Annotated in this window: 12 protein-coding genes; 9 read left to right on the forward strand and 3 right to left on the reverse strand. The window is 71.4% G+C overall.

Going from position 1 to position 19,167, the window contains the following annotated elements:
* Positions 1 to 15: 15 nt before the first annotated feature.
* The 9 genes from KLI87_RS05345 to KLI87_RS05385 all read left to right on the forward strand — a co-directional run bounded on the left by KLI87_RS05345 (position 16) and on the right by KLI87_RS05385 (position 15,745).
* On the forward strand, positions 16 to 1,452 hold the full coding sequence (locus KLI87_RS05345; protein ID WP_214616040.1) for a lipopolysaccharide kinase InaA family protein: 1,437 nt from the start codon (positions 16 to 18) through the stop codon (positions 1,450 to 1,452).
* A complete protein-coding gene (locus tag KLI87_RS05350; RefSeq protein ID WP_214616041.1) occupies positions 1,452 to 4,937 on the forward strand; it encodes an AAA domain-containing protein in 3,486 nt (1,161 codons plus the stop codon). Before KLI87_RS05345 ends, KLI87_RS05350 begins: the two co-directional genes overlap by 1 nt.
* A gap of 3 nt (positions 4,938 to 4,940) precedes the next feature.
* A complete protein-coding gene (locus KLI87_RS05355; RefSeq protein WP_214616042.1) occupies positions 4,941 to 6,566 on the forward strand; it encodes a hypothetical protein in 1,626 nt (541 codons plus the stop codon).
* Between the two features lie 7 nt (positions 6,567 to 6,573).
* Positions 6,574 to 8,925, forward strand: a complete 2,352-nt coding sequence (locus KLI87_RS05360; RefSeq protein ID WP_214616043.1) for an AAA family ATPase — start codon at positions 6,574 to 6,576, stop codon at positions 8,923 to 8,925.
* Positions 8,922 to 11,045: a hypothetical protein gene (locus tag KLI87_RS05365; RefSeq protein ID WP_214616044.1), complete on the forward strand. Its 2,124-nt coding sequence runs from the start codon at positions 8,922 to 8,924 to the stop codon at positions 11,043 to 11,045. The genes KLI87_RS05360 and KLI87_RS05365 overlap by 4 nt, the downstream gene beginning before the upstream one ends.
* 77 nt (positions 11,046 to 11,122) lie before the next feature.
* Positions 11,123 to 11,647 carry a hypothetical protein gene (locus tag KLI87_RS05370; RefSeq protein ID WP_214616045.1) on the forward strand — a complete coding sequence of 175 codons (525 nt, stop codon included), beginning with the start codon at positions 11,123 to 11,125 and terminating at the stop codon, positions 11,645 to 11,647.
* Between the two features lie 554 nt (positions 11,648 to 12,201).
* Positions 12,202 to 13,842: an FAD-dependent oxidoreductase gene (locus KLI87_RS05375; protein ID WP_308165854.1), complete on the forward strand. Its 1,641-nt coding sequence runs from the start codon at positions 12,202 to 12,204 to the stop codon at positions 13,840 to 13,842.
* 54 nt (positions 13,843 to 13,896) lie between these two features.
* The gene (locus tag KLI87_RS05380) at positions 13,897 to 14,577 is read left to right on the forward strand and encodes a DUF1345 domain-containing protein (protein WP_214616047.1); all 681 of its coding nucleotides are present in this window, start codon (positions 13,897 to 13,899) and stop codon (positions 14,575 to 14,577) included.
* A 103-nt stretch (positions 14,578 to 14,680) separates the two neighbouring features.
* Entirely contained in the window at positions 14,681 to 15,745 is a 1,065-nt protein-coding gene (locus tag KLI87_RS05385) for a hypothetical protein (protein WP_214616048.1), read from the forward strand.
* Here the strand turns inward: KLI87_RS05385 and KLI87_RS05390 are convergent.
* The 3 genes from KLI87_RS05390 to KLI87_RS05400 form a co-directional block, all read right to left on the reverse strand.
* Positions 15,740 to 16,090 (reverse strand): co-chaperone YbbN, encoded by a 351-nt coding sequence (locus tag KLI87_RS05390; RefSeq protein ID WP_214616623.1) that lies wholly within the window; start codon positions 16,088 to 16,090, stop codon positions 15,740 to 15,742. The two genes, KLI87_RS05385 and KLI87_RS05390, sit on opposite strands and share 6 nt — an antisense overlap.
* Before the next feature lie 1,150 nt (positions 16,091 to 17,240).
* Positions 17,241 to 18,587, reverse strand: a complete 1,347-nt coding sequence (locus KLI87_RS05395) for a sigma factor-like helix-turn-helix DNA-binding protein (RefSeq protein WP_214616049.1) — start codon at positions 18,585 to 18,587, stop codon at positions 17,241 to 17,243.
* Positions 18,588 to 19,166 carry a hypothetical protein gene (locus tag KLI87_RS05400; RefSeq protein ID WP_214616050.1) on the reverse strand — a complete coding sequence of 193 codons (579 nt, stop codon included), beginning with the start codon at positions 19,164 to 19,166 and terminating at the stop codon, positions 18,588 to 18,590. It lies immediately after the preceding gene.
* Between the last annotated feature and the right edge of the window lies 1 nt (position 19,167).

Consider the following 19,167-nt stretch of genomic DNA (forward strand, 5'->3'; position numbering starts at 1 on the left):
GGAGGGAAGGGCGACGTGACCGCACCCGCGGGCGGCCGCCGGGCCCGGCGCCGCCGGTACCGGACGGGCGACACCGTCCATGACGACCGGGGCGAGGCCCTGGAACTGCGCGAGGAGATCGGAGGCGGCGGCCAGGGCACGGTCTGGTCGCTGGCCGGGGGGCAGGTGGCCGCGAAGATCCTCAAGCCGGAGGCCGGGATCGGCGCCGGCGAGCTGCGCACCAGGCTGGCGGCCGTCCGGCGCTTCGAGCTGACCGGGATCCCCATCGCGCGGCCCCTGACGCTGCTGGTCGGCGACGAGGTCGGCTACACCATGGAGCTGCTGGCCGGGATGACCGCGATCGGCTCGCTGGCCGCCGTCCCGTACGAGGGGACGGCCGCATGGTTCCAGGGCACCGGCGGGCTGCGCAGGCGCCTGCGGCTGCTGGCCCTGGCGGCCGAGGCGCTCGACCGGTTGCACGCGCGGGGGCTGGCGTACGGCGACGTGTCGCCCGGCAACATCCTCGTGTCGACGCGCAGCGAGCACGACCAGGTGTGGCTCATCGACCCCGACAACGTGTCCGTGCGGGCCCGGCCGTCCGACGCGGCGCACGTCACCCCCGGCTACGCCGCGCCCGAGCTGATCACCGGGAGGGCCGGGCAGGACAGCCTGACCGACGCCTTCGCGTTCGCGGTGCTGGCCTTCCACGTCCTGGCCCTGGTGCATCCCTTCCAGGGGGACGCGGTCGACCGCGACCCCGGGCTGGAGCCGGCCGCCTTCCGGGGCGAATGGCCGTGGATCGATCATCCGGAGGACCACCGCAACAGCAGCTCCCAGGGTCTCGGGCGGGACCTGGTGCTGACCGGGGGGCTGCGGAGGCTGGCGGCCCTCACCTTCGAGGACGGGCTGCGGCGTCCCGAGCGGCGGCCGTCCCTGCGCGAGTGGCACGACAAGCTCGACCAGGCGGCGCTGCTGATGGTCGCCTGCCCCGCGTGCGGCGGCACCTACCACGCGCAGCTGTCCCAGTGCCCGTGGTGCCGGGGGTGCGCGCGCCCGTCGGTCCTGCGCTGCGACGTCCACGGCTTCCTGCCCGCCGGGGCGGTGCCCGGGACGCCGGACGAGACCGAGACCGACCGGCTCAGGTCGATGATCCTGCCCATGCGACAGGCTCAGGTGGTGCGGGCCCGCACCGGGCTGCTGTGCCTCGACCGGGGCCCGTCGGAGATCCCGGTCGATCCCGGCGAGCCCCTGGTGGAGCTCGCCTGGTCCGGCGCACCCCGGCTCACGGTCCAGCGGGTGGGACGGCACGACGCGTGGATGGTCGACCGGTCGGCGCGGCGCAGCGTCCGGCTGGGTGCCGGTGAGACGTGGCCGCTCGACCTCGACGACGCGGGCCGCTGGACGCTGCATTTCGGGGTCCGGGACGAGGCCCACCGCTTCATGAGGTTCCTCACGCCGAAGAGGGGCGTGTGATGGCCGCGCGGCGGGCGCACGACAGGCCGGTGCCGCTGGTCGACGCGCTGCCGGGCGCGCCGACGTTCGCGTGGGTGGAGCTGCCCGGCGCCGTCCCCGCCGACGGGATCGTCGGCAGGGAGGTCGTGCTGGCGCGGTTCGGCCCGACGCTGACGGCATCCCACACCGGCCCGGACGGCTCCGTCCACGAGCATCCCGTGCGGGGCCGCACCGGCGGGGACGACGACGCGCTGCGCACCGTGGTCACCGAGAACGACCACGTCATCGCGTTCGCCGACGACCTCGACGAGGGGGAGCCGCGCCGCCGCTGGCTGCGGCTGCGCGTCCACGAGCTCGCCGGGCGCTTCGACTGGGGGGAGCTGCGCGTCGGGGCGGACGAGGCGGCGCTCGGCTCCGCCCGCAGCATCGCCGGGGACAGGCAGGTGCGTGGCTGGAAGGACGCGCTGGGCTGGCTGGAGCGGCAACTGCTGTTCCCCGAGCCGCCGGGCGGGCCGAGCCCGCCGGCCGCGACGCCCGGCGACGCGGCCCGCCGCGGCGGGCCGAGGCCCCGGCGGCTGGTCGCGCTCGTCGCGCCGGGACAGGACATGGCCGAGCCGGTCCCGTGCCGGCTCGTCGGCGGCGACATCGTCGCCACGCTGCGGAAGCAGAACGGCGAGTGGCGGCTGCGGCAGGTGCACCGGGAGACCCGCTCGGCCCGCGAGCACGAGCGCACCGCGCTGATCGACGTCCGGATCGAGCTCTTCGACGCGACGGTCAAGGCCGGGCTCAAGCGGCAGATGCGCGAGGAGCTGTCCCGGCTCGGCAGCGGCGAGGGCGAGCAGACGTTCATGGCGGTCTGGCGCCGCTACCACGAGCTGGAGAACCGGTACGCGCTGCGCCGGATGCGCGACCTCGGCTTCCTGGAGTACACGCGGTGGTCCTATCTGGACGACACCGAGGACGTCGTCCGGTTCGAGATCGCCGGCGGCCGGGACGGGCTGCTGAGGCGGCTGCGGGAGGAGGTCGGCGCCGGTCACGAGACGGAGCTGGAGTGCACCGTCCAGCTCCCCGAGATCCTGGGCGGCTCGGGGCGGGTCGAGCGGGACGCCGGGCTCCTGGAACTCGAACTGGCCAAGGGCAACGAGACCGGCGAGGTCGTGCACGCCGACGTCGAGTCGCGGACCGTGGACATGCGGCTGGTGCGGCGCGGCGGGGACGCCGACGGCCCGGTCATGCCGCCCGCCCAGGGGTTCCTGCACGCCGCCGTCCGCGGTGACCGCCGCCGCCTCGATCGCCGGAACCGGGCGCTGGAACGGCTGCTCCAGGGACGGATCCCGCTGCCGCAGCTGCTGCCCCTGCTCCAGGGCGTCCCCGCCAGGGGCAAGGAGCGGCGCCCCGTCCCGGCGATGTCTCCGGCCGCGGAGAAGTGCTTCGCCCAGGGCCGTCCGAACAAGGAGCAGGAACTCGCGCTCCGCACCGCGCTGAACACCCCCGACATCGCGGTCGTCCAGGGGCCGCCCGGCACCGGCAAGACCCAGCTCATCGCGGCCCTCCAGGTGCGGCTGGCGGAGGAGGGACGCGGGCACGCCGTCGTCAGCCGCAGCATGCTGCTCACCAGCTACCAGCACGCCGCCGTCGACAACCTGGTCGAGCGCTCGACGGTCTGGGACCTGCCGTCCATGAAGATCGACTCGCGGAACCGGGGATCCACCGCGCACATCGACAACTGGCGGACGGCCACCGTGCGCGCCCTCCGGGAGGAGATGGGCGGCACCCCGGACGGCCGCCGTACGCTCGCGATGCGCGACGTGGCGCGGCGGGCCGCCGAGTACGGGACGGCCCCCGTCCCCGCCGAGGAGCTGGTGCGGTGGCTCGACGGGATCGCCGGGCAGGTCCGCGGGCTGGTGCCGGACGAGCTGCTCGGCCGGCTGGAACAGATCGCCACCGGGCTGCGCGCCGCGACCCGGGCGTCCGGGTTCCAGGCCGACCACCGGCGGGAGAGCACGCTGCGCGCGGTGCGCGGCATCCGCTGCGAGCCGATCTCCTTCGGCGACGACGGGCCGCTGATGGCGGCGGCCGCGCTGGACCACCTGGACCGGCTGCCCGCCGCCGACGAGGCGCACCGGGAGCTGCTCGACCGCGCCGCCGACTGGGACGGCGACGGGACGCCGCCGTTCCTGGACGAGCTGACGGCGGTCCGCGACGAGCTGCTGGACCGGCTCACCGACCGGGCGGACCGGCTGTTCCGCCCGGCCGCGCGGGCGGACGTGGCCGACCTGCTCAACGAGATCGTGGACGAGCTGGACGCGCGGCGCCGGGAGACCGCCGAGGGCGTCCACGTGGCCCTCCTGGAATACCTCGAAGCGCTCGACGGGGACCCGGAGGCCGTGCTCGCCACGCTCCGCCTCTACACGACGTCGCTGGCCGCGACCTGCCAGCAGGCCGACTCGCGGGCGGTCCAGGACGTCAAGGACGGCGAGCGGCTGTTCGACACGGTGATCGTCGACGAGGCCGCCCGCGCCAACCCGCTGGACCTGCTGATCCCGCTGACGCTCGCGGCCCGGCGGGTGATCCTGGTGGGCGACCAGAACCAGCTCCCGCACATGCTGGAGCCGGACGTGGAGCGGGAACTGCGGTCCGACGCGGTCAGCGAGCTGGCCACCCTGCGGGAGAGCCTGTTCGGGCGGATGTTCACCCTGCTGCACAACGGCGACGACACCCCGGGGCCGCGCCGCGCGGTGCGGCTGAGGGAGCAGTACCGGATGCATCCGGTACTCGGCACGTTCGTCGGCGACAACTTCTACCCGGGCGGCGGCCTGGACTCGCCCCGCCCCGCCGAGCAGTTCGCGCACAGGCTGGACGGGTACGGCGGCCGTCCGGCCGCCTGGCTGCCGGTGCCGCACGCCGCCGGGGGCGAGCACGGCGGGCAGAGCAAGTCGCGGACGGCCGAGGCCGTGGCCATCGCCCGGGAGCTGCGCCGCCACATCAGGGCCAGGCCCGACCTGACGTTCGGCGTGATCAGCTTCTACGGCGCGCAGGTCCGGCTGATCTGGGAGCAGCTCTTCAGGGAGGGGCTGGCCGAGCGGGCGGGTCCGTCCTACCGGCCCGTGGAGGAACTGCGACGGGACGGCGACGGCGTGGAGCGCGACCGGTTGCAGGTCGGCACCGTCGACGCGTTCCAGGGCAAGCAGTTCGACGTGGCGCTGCTGTCGGTCACCCGGTCGAGCCCGCCGCCGCCGTTCGACCCCGCCCTGAGGGACCCCGCCCATCCCGGCCACGCCCAGTACGAGGAGTGGACGCGGCGCGCCTACGGCCACCTCATGCTGGCCAACCGGATGTGCGTGGCGATGAGCCGGCAGGAACGGCTGCTCGTCGTGGTCGGCGACGCTGCGATGTTCACCTCGGCACTGGCCCCGGAGCGCGTCCGGCCGCTGAGCGAGTTCCACCGGTTGTGCGCGCCGCCGTCCGCGTCCGGGGTGCTGCTTGAGCCGGGCCGGAGGGGTTGAGCGGTGGCCGAGGAGGACATGTTCCAGATCCGCCGCGGGGTCCTGCGGTTCCACCGGCCGCCGGACTCCGGTGAACTGCTGTTCCTGTGCTGGCCGGTGCTGGCCTACCGGGTGACCGCCCCCGTCCTGGCCGTGCGCCACCTCAACATCATCGAAAGGGTCGTCCTCGCCCTCTGCCGGGCGGGGGTGCGGCGGCCGGAGGACATCGCGGAGAGGATCCACCAGAGCGCCGAGCTGTGCGAGCACGTGCTGCGGCAGCTGCGCGAGGGCGGACGGGTCGACCGGTACGGGGTGCCGACCGCGCTCGGCCGGGAGACGCTGGACACCGGCCGCGTCGGCGCGGAGGCCGAGCTCATCGTCACCCACGTCCTCCAGGACCCGCTGACCGGGCGGCTCTGGCCCCGGGCCGCACGGGACCTCGTGTTCCAGCGCGTCCACGGGGTCCGGGACGGACAGGCGGAGCTGCGTCTCGACAGCGCCGGCTCGCCGCGTCCGATCACGGCCCGCATCGTCGGGGAGGGCGTGGACCTCGTCCGGCCGCGCCCGCCCGGCGCCCAGCAGGTCATCGACGCCGTCGCCGCGCAGCGGCAGGCCGAACTGGCCCGGCGGGCGGAGCGGTTCACCGACTTCCGGAACGGACGCAGCCCGGCCGCGCACACCGCCGAGCGCGATCTGCGGGCCCTGGCCACCGAACTGACGATGCCCCACGAGACCGCCGTGCACCGGGTGCTCGACACCGGACGCCCGATGGCCGAGTACCTGCTGGTCTGGCTGAGCGAGGGGGACGGGCAGGACGGCGGGCCGCGCGTCCGCGACCCGTTCGGGCTGGAGCCGAACTCGATGCTGCGGCGAACGCTGACCGAATGGATCCGCGAGGATCCCGGGCTGGCGGAGGCGGTGTCGGGCGCGGCCGACACCGCCTCCGCCAGGGTCGGTGCGGAGTACCGGGCCGCCGGGGACGCGGTCAGGCGCGCCGCCGAGAGCCGGCTCGTCCAGCGGCTGGGCGGCGAGCTGCGGCGCCGTCCGGAGGCGCTGACCCTGCTGCTCGGGCTGGAGGAGGCGGCGGCGCGGGGCGGGGAGTCCGGCGTCGAGTCGGTGGCCCGCGAGGCGTACCGGCTGCACGAACACCTGTTCCGGCGGCTGGTGGCCGAGTACCCGCCCCCCGAGCGGCCGAGCTGGGCGGCGGGAGCGCGGGCGGCCTCCGTCCCGACCGTGAGATCGGCGCTGGCGACGGCGGCGAAGGCCCTCGGCCTGGACAGACCGCGCGGCTCCTACCTGGACGGCATGAACGTGGGCAAGGCCCTCACCGAATACCCGAAGCAGGTGAGGATGCACGGCCGGGCGATCGACGTCGAGCGGGCCTACGTCAGGGATCTGCTGCCCTACGCGCTGATCGCGGCGGCCGATCCGAAGAGCCCGCACCGGCGGGACCACCCGCTGCGCGAGCTGGCCCGCGACCGCCCCGGCGTCCTCGCCGACCTGGAGCAGCTCCGCGAGTTGCGCAACCGGGGCTCGCACGCCACGCGCGACGCCACCGTCGAGGACGACATCGACTGGTGCCGGCGGCTCGCGCTGGACGCCGCGCGGCTCATCGTCTCGATGCCCCCGACCCCCCTGGAAAGGAACTGACGACCCGATGGGTAGCCGTAGCAGCAAGCGAGGCGGCAATCAGCGCGCGGGCCAGGCCCCGGGCGGCAAACAGGCGTCCAAGGCCGGCGACGGCGAGGACGCGCTGATCGAGGCCGCCGAACGGCTCCAGGCCACCGAGCCCGCGCCCGAGCCGGCGGACGGCGCGGAGCCGGTCGAAGGGCCGGTCGAAGAGCCGGCCACCGGGGCGGAGGTCACCGGCCCCGCGACCGCCGACCGGTTGCGGCGCGCCATCGCCCAGGCCGAGGCGGCCCGCAAACGCGCGGAGGCGCGCCAGAGCGCGCTCGGCAAGAAGCAGGAGAAGCTCGACGCCGACAGCGCCAGGCTGGCCGAGGCGCGGGCCGAGCACCAGCGGCAGGCCGCCGGGCTCCAGCGCCGCAAGGACGAGATCGACGCCGAGGAGAGGCGCCTGGCCGAGCGGCAGGAGGAGCTCGCGGGCCTGGAGGAGGAGGCCAGGCGAGGCTTCGCCGGCCACCGGCAGGAACGGCTCGCCGCGCTGCGCCGCGAGCTGGAGGAGCGGCGGGCGGCGTTCGACGAGGAGCAGCGGGAGCTGGAGGACCGGCACGCCGCCCGGTACGCCGAGCGCGAGGCCGCGCTGATCGCGCGCGGCGCCGAGCTGGACGAGCGCGCGGCGGACCTGGACCGCAAGGAGCTGGAGCAGCGGCGCCTCGAACGGCGCCTGGGCGTCCGGGCGGAGCATCTGGACCAGGAGGCCGACGACCGCGTCCGGGAGCGGCTCGCCCGGCTGGAGACCGACCTGGAGCTGGAGCGGCAGAACTCCCTCGGTCATCGGCGGCAGCTCGACGCCATGCGGGGCCTCGCCGAGCAGCGGGCCGCCGAGCTGGCGCGGTACGAGACGGCCGCGGCCGAGCTCGGCGGGCGCCGGGCGCCGGAGCTGGCCGAGGAGCTGCGGCGGCTGCACGAGGAGAACCGTGAGCTGCGGATGGCCGCGGCGGCGAACCCCGTCCAGGACCGGGCGCGGGTCGAGGAGCTGAAGGCCGCCCACCACGACCTGATGGTCGAGCGGGAGGAGCTGCTGCGCCAGAACGCCGAGCTGCGCCGGCATGTCACCGCGTCGATGATCTCCGCCACCGAGCGCGAGAACGCCCGCATGATCAACCAGGCGCTGCAGCGGCAGAACGACACGCTGACCTCGGAGATCGACCAGCAGTCGGCGCGGCTCAAGCAGATGCAGGCCATGGTGAAGGACAGCCCGCCGTTTCCCGCCTGCACCGCCATGGACGACGAGGAGCGCTACGGGTTCCGGCCCGAGCTCGACGACGAGCCCGTCCGGCTGCGCGACTTCGTCGAGCGCGTGCGCGGGCGGATGGCGCTGGACCTGCGGCTGTACTACTCCGGCGCCGACCTGCGGTGCTTCGTGGCCGGGCTGGCCTCCAGCCGCCTGCACCTGCTGCAAGGTATCAGCGGTATCGGCAAGACCCGGCTGCCCGAGGCGTTCGCCCAGGTCATCGGCGCCGGGCGGGAGACGGTCGCGGTCGCGGCCGAATGGCGCAGCCCGCAGGACCTGCTGGGCTACTACAACGCCTTCGAGCGCAAGTTCTACGAGTCGGAGTTCACCCAGAGCCTCTACAAGGCGCAGCTCCCGCTCTTCCGCGAGAAGCCGTTCATCGTGGTGCTGGACGAGATGAACCTGTCGCACCCCGAGCAGTACTTCAGCGATCTGCTGTCGGCGATGGAGCGCAAGGAGGGCGATCCCGGCGCACCGGCGCTGCTTCCGCTCATGACGGCGCCGGTCTCCCCGGCGCCCCGGCTGCTGCGCGAGGGCCGCGCGCTGGAGCTGCCCGGCAACGTCTGGTTCATCGGAACGGCCAACAACGACGAGACCACGGTCAGGTTCGCCGACAAGACCTACGACAGGGCGCACGTGCTGGAACTGCCACCGAGGCCCCGGATCTTCGATCCTGGGGAGACCCGTCCGCTCGCGCCGGTCTCCCGCAAGGCGCTGACGGACGCCTTCGATGCCGCCGAGGCCCGGCACGGCGGCGAGACGGACAAGGTGCTGAGCTTCCTCGACGGCAGCCTGGGCGAGCGGCTGCGGGACGGATTCGGGGTCTCCTGGGGCAACCGGCTGGAACGGCAGGCCAAACGCTTCGTGCCCGTGACGGTCGCCGCCGGGGGCCGGACCGGTGAGGCCGCCGACCACCTGCTCGCCACGAAGGTGCTGCGCAAGCTGATCGGCCGGGTCGAGATCGCTCCCGGCGACCTTCAGCGGCTCCACAAGGACATCGAGGCTCTGTGGGGCCCCGCCTTCCCCGGCACCACCGCCGCCAAGTCCCTGCGGGTGCTGGACGGCGAGATCCGGTCGCTGGGGCTCGGATGAGGGGCCGCCCGGAGCTGTGGGACCGGGTCGCCGCCGCGCCGAGGCCCGTCCCCCCGGGGATCGTCCCGCTGGGCCGGTATCAGATCCCCGCCGGAGCGCGGGGCCTCATCGTCGGCTCGGAGCCTCTGGCGCCCGGCGCCTACCTGGCCGCCGGCGCCGGGCAGTGGACGCTGCGGCACGGCGCCGAACGCTGGCCGGGCGGCTTCGGCGCCGCGCCCGCCCCGGCCGCGCTCGTCATGGAGAGCGTCGCGGTCATCGCCGGCAAGGTCCGCGAGCTGCACCGCGCGAGCGCGCCGCTGAGCGACTGGACGGACGTTCCGCCCATGGTCAACGGGGTGGCGGAACGGCTGCGCCCGCACCGGCTGGAAGAGCACCTGCGCTTCCGGCTCGGCCATCTGCGGGCCGTGTGCCGCGACCCGCACGCGCGGCTGCGCACCGAGGACGTCCTGGTGCCGGTCAGCAAGGCCCGGCGGATCACCTGGCGCACCGTCGTCCATCTGGCCGCGCACAGCGAGACCTGGGCGGCCCGCAGGCTGCACGGCGTCGAGCCGGCCCGGCTGCTGGTGCCCGTCCAGGTCGCCGACCACGACCTCTACGAGAACCGGGTGGTGGCGACCCTCGTCGATCGGCTCTGGATGCACGTGCTGGCCAGGATCGCCGAGATCGAGGGGATCGACCATATGGTCAGGCAGGGCCCCGAGCTGCTCGGGCAGGCCGAGTCCCGTCCGGACTTCCGGGCGAAGCAGCGCCTGTACGCGTTCATCGCCGAGCTGATCGAGCAGGACGACCTGTCCGGACGCATCGAGGAGCGGCGCAGGGAACTCGTCGCGCTGCGGGGAGCGCTGGCCCCGCTGCTGTCGTCCGAACTGCGCGCGGGCGTCCGGGGCCCCTACACCGGGCCGCCGCGGCTCCGCCCGACCAACCTCTTCGACAACCAGGTCGGCTACCGGCACTGCCGCCGCCTGTGGGACGTCGAGGTGGCCTCGCGGCCGGGCGCGGACGGCGCCGCCGAACCCGCCGGGGCGATGGACGCGTGGTGCCGCGACTTCGCGCACTACGCGCTGGTGCTGGTGCTGCGCGCGGCGGAGCAGCTCGGCCTGGCACCGTCCACCACGGAAGGGCCGGAGATCGGGAGACCCGGCCCCGCGTACTCCTACAGGGGACACGCCGTCCGGCTCGACTGGAACCGCGACGACACCTTCTCCCTCCTGCTCGGCGACGAACCCGTCCTGCGCATAGTGCCCGTGGCCCACGCGCTGACCTGGCACACGGATCCCGGCGAGCTCGACCAGCAGCTCGACGGCCTCCGGAACGCCGCCGACGGGCCGACCGCGGTGCTGTACCCGGGAGAGAGGAAGGAGCGGGAGGCGCTGCCGCCGGCCCGGCGCCTCGCGGTGCACGGCTCGTCCGGAGACCCGGGGGGACTGCCCGCGATGGTGCCGGTCAGCCCCGCCGACCTCGGCAGCATGGGACGCGTCGCCCGGACGCTGCGCGGCGCGCTCGACGGGCGGATCATGCTCGCCTACCCGGCGCCGGTGCCGAGCCGGGTCGCCGGGGCCGACGCTCTGGCGCGGCGCTTCGACTGGCTCGCCTGGAGGGACGGTCGGCTGCTCGTGACCCGGCCGCCCCCGGCGCACGAGCTCAGCGGGCTGAAGTCGGCGCTGGCCGGCCTTCGTACGCGCGCCGACGCGGCCCGGCGGCAGGGCGACAACCGGGACGATCTGGACCGCCTGCACACGGACCTGCTCGACGCCGCGGATCAGGTGGCGAAGCTGGCCATCTGCCCCTACTGCCTCCGCCGCCCCCCGAACGCGGCGGCCGTGTTCGCCCCGCGCGACCATGACACGTACCGCTGCCAGTGCCCGAACTGCCACACCGGCTGGGAGCTGCGGCGGTGCCTCCGCGCTACGTGCGAACGGCGCTATCCGGTCCTGACCGTCCGCGCGCTGAGCGAGCAGCCGGGAGGGCACGGCGACCTACTGGACGAGAAGTTCTCCCAGGAGCTGCTCTCCGTTCCGTGCTGGCAGGACGCCCGGAGCTACATCTGCCCCTTCTGCGGGCACTGCCCGGATGGCTCCAGATCCGCGTGCGACCGCTGCCACCTGGAACGGGGCGACTAGATCACGATGGGACAGACCTCCAACGGAGCTTCGACACCTGACTCGTGACAGCCATCCCACCGACCCGCATCGAAGCGATGACCGCACAGCTCACCGACATCGAGAACAGGCCGCCAACCAACGAAACCGAACAGGAAAGCGCACAACTGGAGGGCGAACTGCGCGCCATCTCGACAGGTCAGGTGGTCGCAAGCGACGGGGTGGCGAAGGCATTGCACCAGACCGGCGAACTCGTCCGCGCGGTCATCCGCGCTCACCCGGTCGACAAGGCCGAGCTCTACGCCAAGCTCGGGCTCAAGATGACCTACTACCCGCAGAAACAGCTAATGGAAGCCGGGGCGATCACAACCATTTGCACATGGCGCCCGCCGTCCCGATCGGCGACGTCCAGCGCATCACGGTGGGGGACCAGCCGGTCGTACCGCACTCGTCGGGACAGTCCGGGCCCGCATGCGAAGCAACCCGCATCTGGGCCCGAAGTTATCGAGGACCGTCGTGCCTGGATGCGAACAGATTGTAACACTACGTCACAGGTCTCACCGTGCGCCGGTACCGATCGCCGCATGCCGCGTCATGCTGGGTGCCCGCGATTTCGGACGTGATGGTGACTTCACACTCCACGAGATCGACCGTCCGGTCGTACCGCATGCGTAGTCGGAACACATCCAGCAGCCGCCGCAGCACCGGTTCAGGAACGCGCCCGAGGTCGATCGCTCCGACGGGGAGTGCGTCCAGCAGTTCGGGACAGGGTCGCTCGGGCGCCGCGCTGCGCAGTGCACGGGGTTGTCAGGACCTGCTCGATTGAGGGATGTGGGCGTGCCACGGTGACCGGAGCCTGGGCGAGGAGCGTGGAACGGCAGAAGGAGGCGCACCCTACCGTACGGCCGGTCCCTCGTTCAGGTCCGCGCTCAAGACGGTTAGGGCGGCCCCGAAGGATGGCGGGGATGGGCCTCGCTCGCCGGTGCCGTCACCGGTAGCCGGGCCGAATCAGATCTTCACCCGGCTGCCGGGCGGGGTGGGTCGCCGTTCGGACGGGCCGGTGCCGGTTGAAGGTCTTCGGCTGTGCCGAGGGGCAAGTTGCCCGAGGGCGGGCAGGGGACAAGGGGTCGCCGGGTCGTCCGGTCGGCTGAGTCGGATGCCTGCGGAGGAGGGCGCTGTGGAGGAGACACCGGATGTGAACGGGGCGTTCCCCAGGCTCAACGACGCACAGATCGACCGGCTTTCGGAGTACGGCGGTGTCCATCAGCGCACCCGCGTCGGCGATGTGCTGTGCCGGACGGGAGAGTCCTGGCCGGGCTTCTTGGTGATCTTGACCGGCAAGATCGCCGTCGTCGACCGGCCCGCTGACGAGGCCGGTGAGCAACCTGGCGATCGGGACGGCGGGCGGCCGGGCATGGTCACGGTCCATGGCCCGCGGCGTTTTCTCGGCGAGCTGGGGTTGCTGACCGGGCAGCGTTCGTTCGTGAACGCCGTGGTCGATGAGGCGGGAGAGTTGCTCGCGGTGCCGGTCGACGGGCTGCGCGAGCTGATCGCCTGCGACCCGCCTCTCGGTGATCTCATCTTGCGCGCGTATGTGATCCGGCGGTCCATGCTGCTCGGCAGCGGCACCGGGTTGCGCATCGTGGGATCCCGATTCTCCGCTGACAGCCGGCGGCTGCTGGAGTTCGCGGCTCGCAACCGGTTGCCGCACCGATGGATCGATCTGGAGGACGACCCGTCCGCCGAAACGCTGCTGCGCCATTTCGGGATCGCTCCGCAGGACGCACCGGTGGTGGTGTGGGGATCGGAACGGGTGTTGCGTAATCCCAGCAACGCCGAACTGGCCCAGGTCATCGGGCTGACCACGCCGGCCTCGCCGCCGGACACCGATCTACTGGTGGTGGGTGCGGGGCCGGCCGGTCTCGCGGCCGCGGTCTACGGCGCCTCGGACGGGTTGACGACCGTGGTCGTGGACGCGGTGGCCACGGGCGGGCAGGCGGGCACATCGCCGCGGATCGAGAACTATCTCGGCTTCCCCGCCGGGATCGCGGGCGCCGATCTGACCGACCGCGCGACCCTTCAGGCCGATCGGTTCGGAGCACGTGTCAGAGTCCCCGCGGAGGCGATGAGTCTGGAGCGGCGAGATGGGCTGTTGGTGGTGAGGTTGGCGGACGGGGAGCCGGTGCGCGCCCGCTGCCTCATCATCGCCACCGGTGCGCGCTATCGGCGGCTGGACGTGCCGTGCCTGCAACGGTTCGAGGGAACGAGCGTCTTCTACGCCGCCACCGTGATCGAGGCGCAGGCATGCCGTCCCGGACCGGTCGTGGTGGTGGGGGGCGGCAATTCGGCCGGACAGGCCGCGCTGTTCCTCGCCCGACACGGGTCGAGGGTCACGTTGCTGCTTCGTGGTGGTGAGTTGAGCGCCAAAATGTCGCTGTACCTGGTGGAGCAGATAGAACGCGCCGAGACGATCGAAGTACGGCGGCACACCATTGTCCGGGAAGCGCACGGAGACGGAACGCTGCGCGCGGTGGTCACCGAGGACAACCGCACCGGAGAACGTGAGACGGTTCCCGCGCGGGCGTTGTTCGTGTTCATCGGTGCGGTGCCGCATACCGGATGGCTCGCCAGGCACCTGGAGTTGGACGAGCGCGGATTCGTGCGGACGGGGCCGGGCACACCGCTGGAGACGAGTTGGAGGGGGGTGTTCGCGGCCGGTGATGTCCGGAGCGGGTCGGTGAAGAGGGTCGCCTCGGCCGTCGGGGAAGGCGCCATGGCGGTTCAGATGGCGCACAGGCACCTCGCCGGAACCGGCTGAGCTCACCAAGCCGACACCCGAGACCTCGGAGCCTTTGACCATTGGGGAGGCGAGTTGGGCGACGCACTCGACCCGTCCGTCGAGGAGAACGGGACCGGACCTCCGAGGCGCTTCCTGTCGGTCCGCAGGCTGGGGCTGTCGCTGGGAGCGGGTGTCGTCGGCGGTGCCGCGGCCGCCGTGCTCGGGGCCGCCGAGGTGAGCCTGCTGGTCGGGTGGGTCCTGGCCACCGGCACGATCCTGACATGGGTGTGGTGGCTCAGTTGGCCGCAGGGGCCGGACGACACCAAGCTGCTGGCCGAGGCGGAGGGCGACGCCCGCTCGACCGACGCGGCGGTGCTCCTGGCCTCGGTGGCCAGTCTGGCCATCGAGGCCCACGCCCAGATTCGCTTCGCGGGGCGTCAGGACGCGCTCTCGGTTACGGCGGTCATTCTCGTCGTCCTTGCCGTCGTGCTGTCCTGGGCGCTCGTGAACACCGTGTTCGCGTTCCGGTACGCCCGCCTCTACTACGAGGACGCCGACGGAGGCATCGATTTCATGCAGACCGCGCCTCCCTCCTACAGCGACTTCGCCTATATGGCCTTCACCGTCGGAATGGCGTCCGCGGTTTCCGAGAGCCAGCCCGCCGACACCCGGATCCGCCGAACCGTCTTGGGGCACGCCCTGCTGGCGTATGCCTTCGGCACCGGGATATTGGCGGTCGCCATCAGTCTGGTCACCGGGATCGGCCAGGGGTGACGAGGGCCCGGTCGGAGGAGGCCGGAGCACGGTGGCCACGGCGGGGTTTCAGGTACCTCTTCCGGGTAGGGCCCCCGACTGTCGCATCGGGAGGAGCAGCGGGTTGGCCGACCAAAACGTGGTGCGCGTGGTGCTTCGCGCTGATCCCGGGCTGCCGTTGGAAATCGTCCGTCAGATCGCCGAGACACTGCCCGACGAGATGCGGAAGCGTTCGGCGGCGCCGGTGCAATGGGAGGTCGACGCCGGTCCCGGCACCTTGTCGGCCGACGAGCAGGTGGAGGCGGAGCACCTGGCGGACGTCCTGGCCGACCAGTTCCCGGGTGGAGACTACGACGTCGCGGTGTTCGTGACCGATCTGCCGCGTCGTTACAGGACCCAGCCGATTCTGGCGGAGGTGAGCAGGCCCGCGAAGGTCGCCCTGTTGTCGCTGCCCGCTCTCGGCTGGTCCCATCGGCCGGGCCGGGCCCGCCGCGGTGTGGTGGATCTGGTCGCACTGGTCCATGACGGGACGCCGCCGAGGTTCGCGCGGGAGTACACCGTCCACCGGGCCGATCCCGAAGAGCGGTCTGAGCAGCGGTTCGTGACACCGGGGCTGCTGGGCCGGCTCCGGCTGCTGTCCGGCATGATCCGGGCGAACCGCCCCTGGCGGCTGTTCACCGGCTTGTCGAAGGCGCTGGCCGGGGTGCTGGCGACCGCGGCGTTCGCGGTCGTCAACGTCACCGTCTGGAAGATCACCGACACGCTCGGCCCGATCCGGCAGGCGGTGCTGGCGGTACTGGCGGTCGCGGCCCTGCTGGCGTGGCTCATCATCGACCACGAACTGTGGGAACGCCCGGACGACGTCATCAGTCGCCAGCGTGCCAGGCTGTACAACGCCGTCACCCTGGCCACGTTGCTGATCGGCGTGCTGTGCCTTTACGGGGCCGTCTTCGCGCTGACGATCGTGCTGGTGCCGGTGGTGCTGACCGGCGAGGCGCTTGCGTCCAGCCTCGACCACGGGGCCGAATGGGGCTTCTACCTGTCGATCGCCTGGCTCACCACGTCCATGGGCATGGCCGGTGGTGCGCTCGGGTCGGGGTTGGAGGACGAGTCGGCCGTGCGCGACACCGCGTACGGGGTCCGTCAACGCAGCCGCCTGGAACAGCAGAGGAAGCACCGCACCTCATGATCGGGGCGTGCCCCGCCGTTCGTTCTCGGTGACCTTCTCCGTCACCCAGTCGCGGATCTGGTCGGCCGGTGCCCCGGCGGGCAGCCGGGCCACCGGTTCGCCGCGGTGGAAGACCATCAGGGTGGGAACGTGCCGGACATCGAACCTTCCGGACAGTCCCGCCGCGTCATCGACGTTGATCTTGACGATTCTGCCCGCCAGATCCGCGGCGATGCGTTCGAGGGCGGGGCTGATGCGCAGGCACGGGGCGCACCACAGGGCCCAGAAGTCGGCCACCACCGGCGGTGGGGCACCTTCGACGACCTCGGTGAAGGTGGTGTCGTCGGCCTCGGCGATCCAGGCCAGGGGCCGGTGGCAGCGGCCGCATCCGGGCGTTCCGTCGGACCTTCAGTTCCCCGTCCTCCGCGGTCACGTGGACGACCGCGTCGTCCCTGACGTCCCCGGCGAGAAGGGGGGCGATCCACACCAGGCCCGCCGCCACGACCGCCTCCGCGAAGTTTGCCCTGGGGCGCCTCACGGCGAAGCACGTCCTCACCGCGGTGAAGAGGGATGCGGTCACCTCGCTGCCGCCTCCGTCGCGCAGTGGCCGGGCGGCAGCGAGGTCCTGAACAGGGCTACTTGTCGTTGTCTGAGTCCCGCGGTGGACGACGCGAGAGCCGGTAGAAGCTTTCCCACGCCCCGAGCCAGACGGCGATCGGGGCGGCTGACGGAGGATAGAGGTAGGTGGCGAGTGTCAGTGCGCTGGCACCCCCGATCATGGCGGATATCCGCCTCCACCTGCGGGGATGACGCGGGGGCTTCTCAGGCGGGGTTTGACTTCCTCCCGGGCTGGAAGGCACATTCATTGGTGGTCTGACCTCCTGATACGAACCGGTGGGGTGGTTGGACTGTCCGGCGGTCCTCCGTTCGCCGCGGAGGACCGCCCCTCGCTGCGCTGGCCTCTGACATCAAGGCCATGCGTTCACTGAAGGTGGTGAGCCGAGCGTTGGATCGAGGGCCGAGCGTTCCCATGCAGGTCGGGAGGAAGGGGTCGTTCCCCTTCCTCCCGACCTGCATGGGAAAATAAACCCGGTGTGCAAGCACATCGAATTATGGTTACGCCCTGGCCCGGGATGAACTAGATGGAAGTGGAACGGATTTCCCCGTGCCATGGATTACGTGCGCGAATTATCCATGACTGTCCTTAACCGTGCGCCCTGTGAGCGGGAGCATTGAACCCGCACGTCAACACGCTCGAGCCACAGCGAAAATTTCTGCGGCAACCGCTTTAGGTGCAGGCTTAATAGAACGCCTCTATCTCTCGGGAAGACGGCGATCCTGGTGACATCTGATGCTCACTCCGGTTACATAGCGGCCTCCTTGATATAGCTTGAAAGCAAAGGTACTCCTGTTGATCTAGAGGGCAAAGGGGTGCTTGCGAAATTGATGAAGGTTGCGCTACCTGTGAATCTCATGGGACTTGGGTGCTGCGCGTCGCTCCCGCGGGAGCCCGGGATCACGCTTCTTGGAGGTGCCGTTGAGTTGGACAGGTTTCGCGGGCGCAGGCGTGTTCGAGTCGAGCCGAGCCTTCCTCCAGCCGAAGCACCACTGCCAGTTCGCACCCTTCGGCCAAGCCCATGGACTCGACGTGGGCCCGCAGACTGGAGACCTGCGCGGCGCTGGTATTGCGCGTCACCGTCAGATCGCCGGAAGTCCCGATGAGGTTGAACGTCCGGGACATTGGGGCCTGGCGCAGCCCCAAGTGCCAAGTGACCCAGCGATGTATGACCACACTGCTACCACGGAGCAGGTCCTTATCCACAGGGATCCTGAAGCCCAGGACCTTCCCGGACAGGTCAACGACAACGTGGTCAGGGCGCCTGGGCTCACTCTCCTCCACGGGCGTGGCGCCACGTTCGACGAGATCCCACATGCCGTTGGCGGTGATCCCCACACGGTCGCTGAGCAGACACTGCGCGACGCGGTTATAACCTACGGGGTAGCGTCGCCGAGTCTCGGTGATGAGACGGGCCTTAGGTATCGGGCCGAGTTCGGCGAGCACCGCGAGTACTACCTCAAGAGTGGTGCGGTATTCGCCGACACCGTTGAGCGGCCACTCCTTTAACGCCCACGTTCCCTCGGGACGGATCTGGCGGAACCGATCGTCCCTCCGTAGGGACTCCCGTACGGCTCGATGCTCCTCTCCGAGCGCGGCCACGATCTCGTCGAGGAAACGCGGGGCGCCTTCCTCCGCCAGCCAGAGGTATGCGGTATCGCGGGAGCGTGCTCCGCGCCTTACCCACACGCCCTGCTCGGCACGTGTCAGGGGACTCTTCTCGTGGGAAGCGACTGACTCGATCGGTACGGCGTCCGGGATGCCAAGGACGACGGCGCGGAAACGGAGTTCGGCCGACCGGTACGGGCCGTTCTTCGCTAGGTCATGAAAGAGCTTGTCTAGCTCACCGGGCAGACGGGTCCAGAACCCCTGAAGTGCGCCCGCCCAAGTACGCGGGCTCTCGAAGCCGAGAGCCCGCAGAAGTGTGTAACGGGCCGTTCCCTCCGGGTCGGGGAAGATTTCTCGGAGTGCGGTGTCCGGCACGGCAGGCGCGTCAAGGAACAACTCGTCGATCTGCTCGCGCCAGCCTTCCTCGACCTCGCGGGCGGTTGTGACCAAGGCCTCACTGGCCGTACGGATGATCTGACGGGCGCGCTCACGAGTGACAAAGTGAGCGCGCCCGATCGCCTCAAGGGTCTGATTGCCGCGACGGCGTGCCAGCATGTCTCGAGCCCGATCGTCCAGAGCCGCCCATGCCGTCGACAACCAGTGACCGTCGACGAACAGTCGGTTCTGGAACGCCGGCATTCAGACCCCTTCCACGTGAACCACTCGTACCTGGCACTGTTGGGCAACGCGACGGTGAAATGCCTTCATATCTTCGGGGATCGGGTTCTCGAAGGAGCCTAGTGCGCACAAGACCCAGGGCATCTCATTGCCCTCGGCTTTGGCTTTGATCGCAGCCCAGACGAGGTGTTTGAAGTCTTTGAAGGGAGCCCATGTGAACACGACTTCCTCCTCGCCCTTGTAGACACGGAGTCGAAGAGGCTTGATTTTCCTGGTCTCTATGTCCGCTTCCCAGTCTTCGCCGAGAGCGCTCCGAACCAGTTGGTTGGCGCCAGCGGTGGGGTTGGATATGTACTGAGCGTAGGTCCCCACACCGAATCTGGCGCGGGCGAACTCCTTCATGGGGCCGTCTTTGATCCAAACCCTCGCTTGTTCGGCGGGCATGAACTCTGTCAGCCTCCCTCCGATCTCAGGGTTCTGCACCCACTGGTTGTACGTCTCGGTCCGCCTCTGGTCAGGAAGGTAGATCCAGTCGATCTCCTCAGCCTCTTGAAAAAGACGTCGAACGATCTTGCCCTGAAGTCGCTGGTTGATTGTCACA

This window comes from Actinomadura sp. NEAU-AAG7, from assembly GCF_018603865.1.
GTDB classification, from domain to species: domain Bacteria; phylum Actinomycetota; class Actinomycetes; order Streptosporangiales; family Streptosporangiaceae; genus Spirillospora; species Spirillospora litoris.

Excerpts from the sequence above, each read along its gene's own strand:
- KLI87_RS05350 (WP_214616041.1), top strand. The coding sequence starts at position 1,452 with ATGGCCGCGCGGCGGGCGCACGACAGGCCGGTGCCGCTGGTCGACGCG.
- KLI87_RS05360 (WP_214616043.1), top strand. The coding sequence starts at position 6,574 with ATGGGTAGCCGTAGCAGCAAGCGAGGCGGCAATCAGCGCGCGGGCCAG.
- KLI87_RS05365 (WP_214616044.1), top strand. The coding sequence starts at position 8,922 with ATGAGGGGCCGCCCGGAGCTGTGGGACCGGGTCGCCGCCGCGCCGAGG.
- KLI87_RS05370 (WP_214616045.1), top strand. The coding sequence starts at position 11,123 with ATGACCGCACAGCTCACCGACATCGAGAACAGGCCGCCAACCAACGAA.
- KLI87_RS05395 (WP_214616049.1), bottom strand. The coding sequence starts at position 18,587 with ATGCCGGCGTTCCAGAACCGACTGTTCGTCGACGGTCACTGGTTGTCG.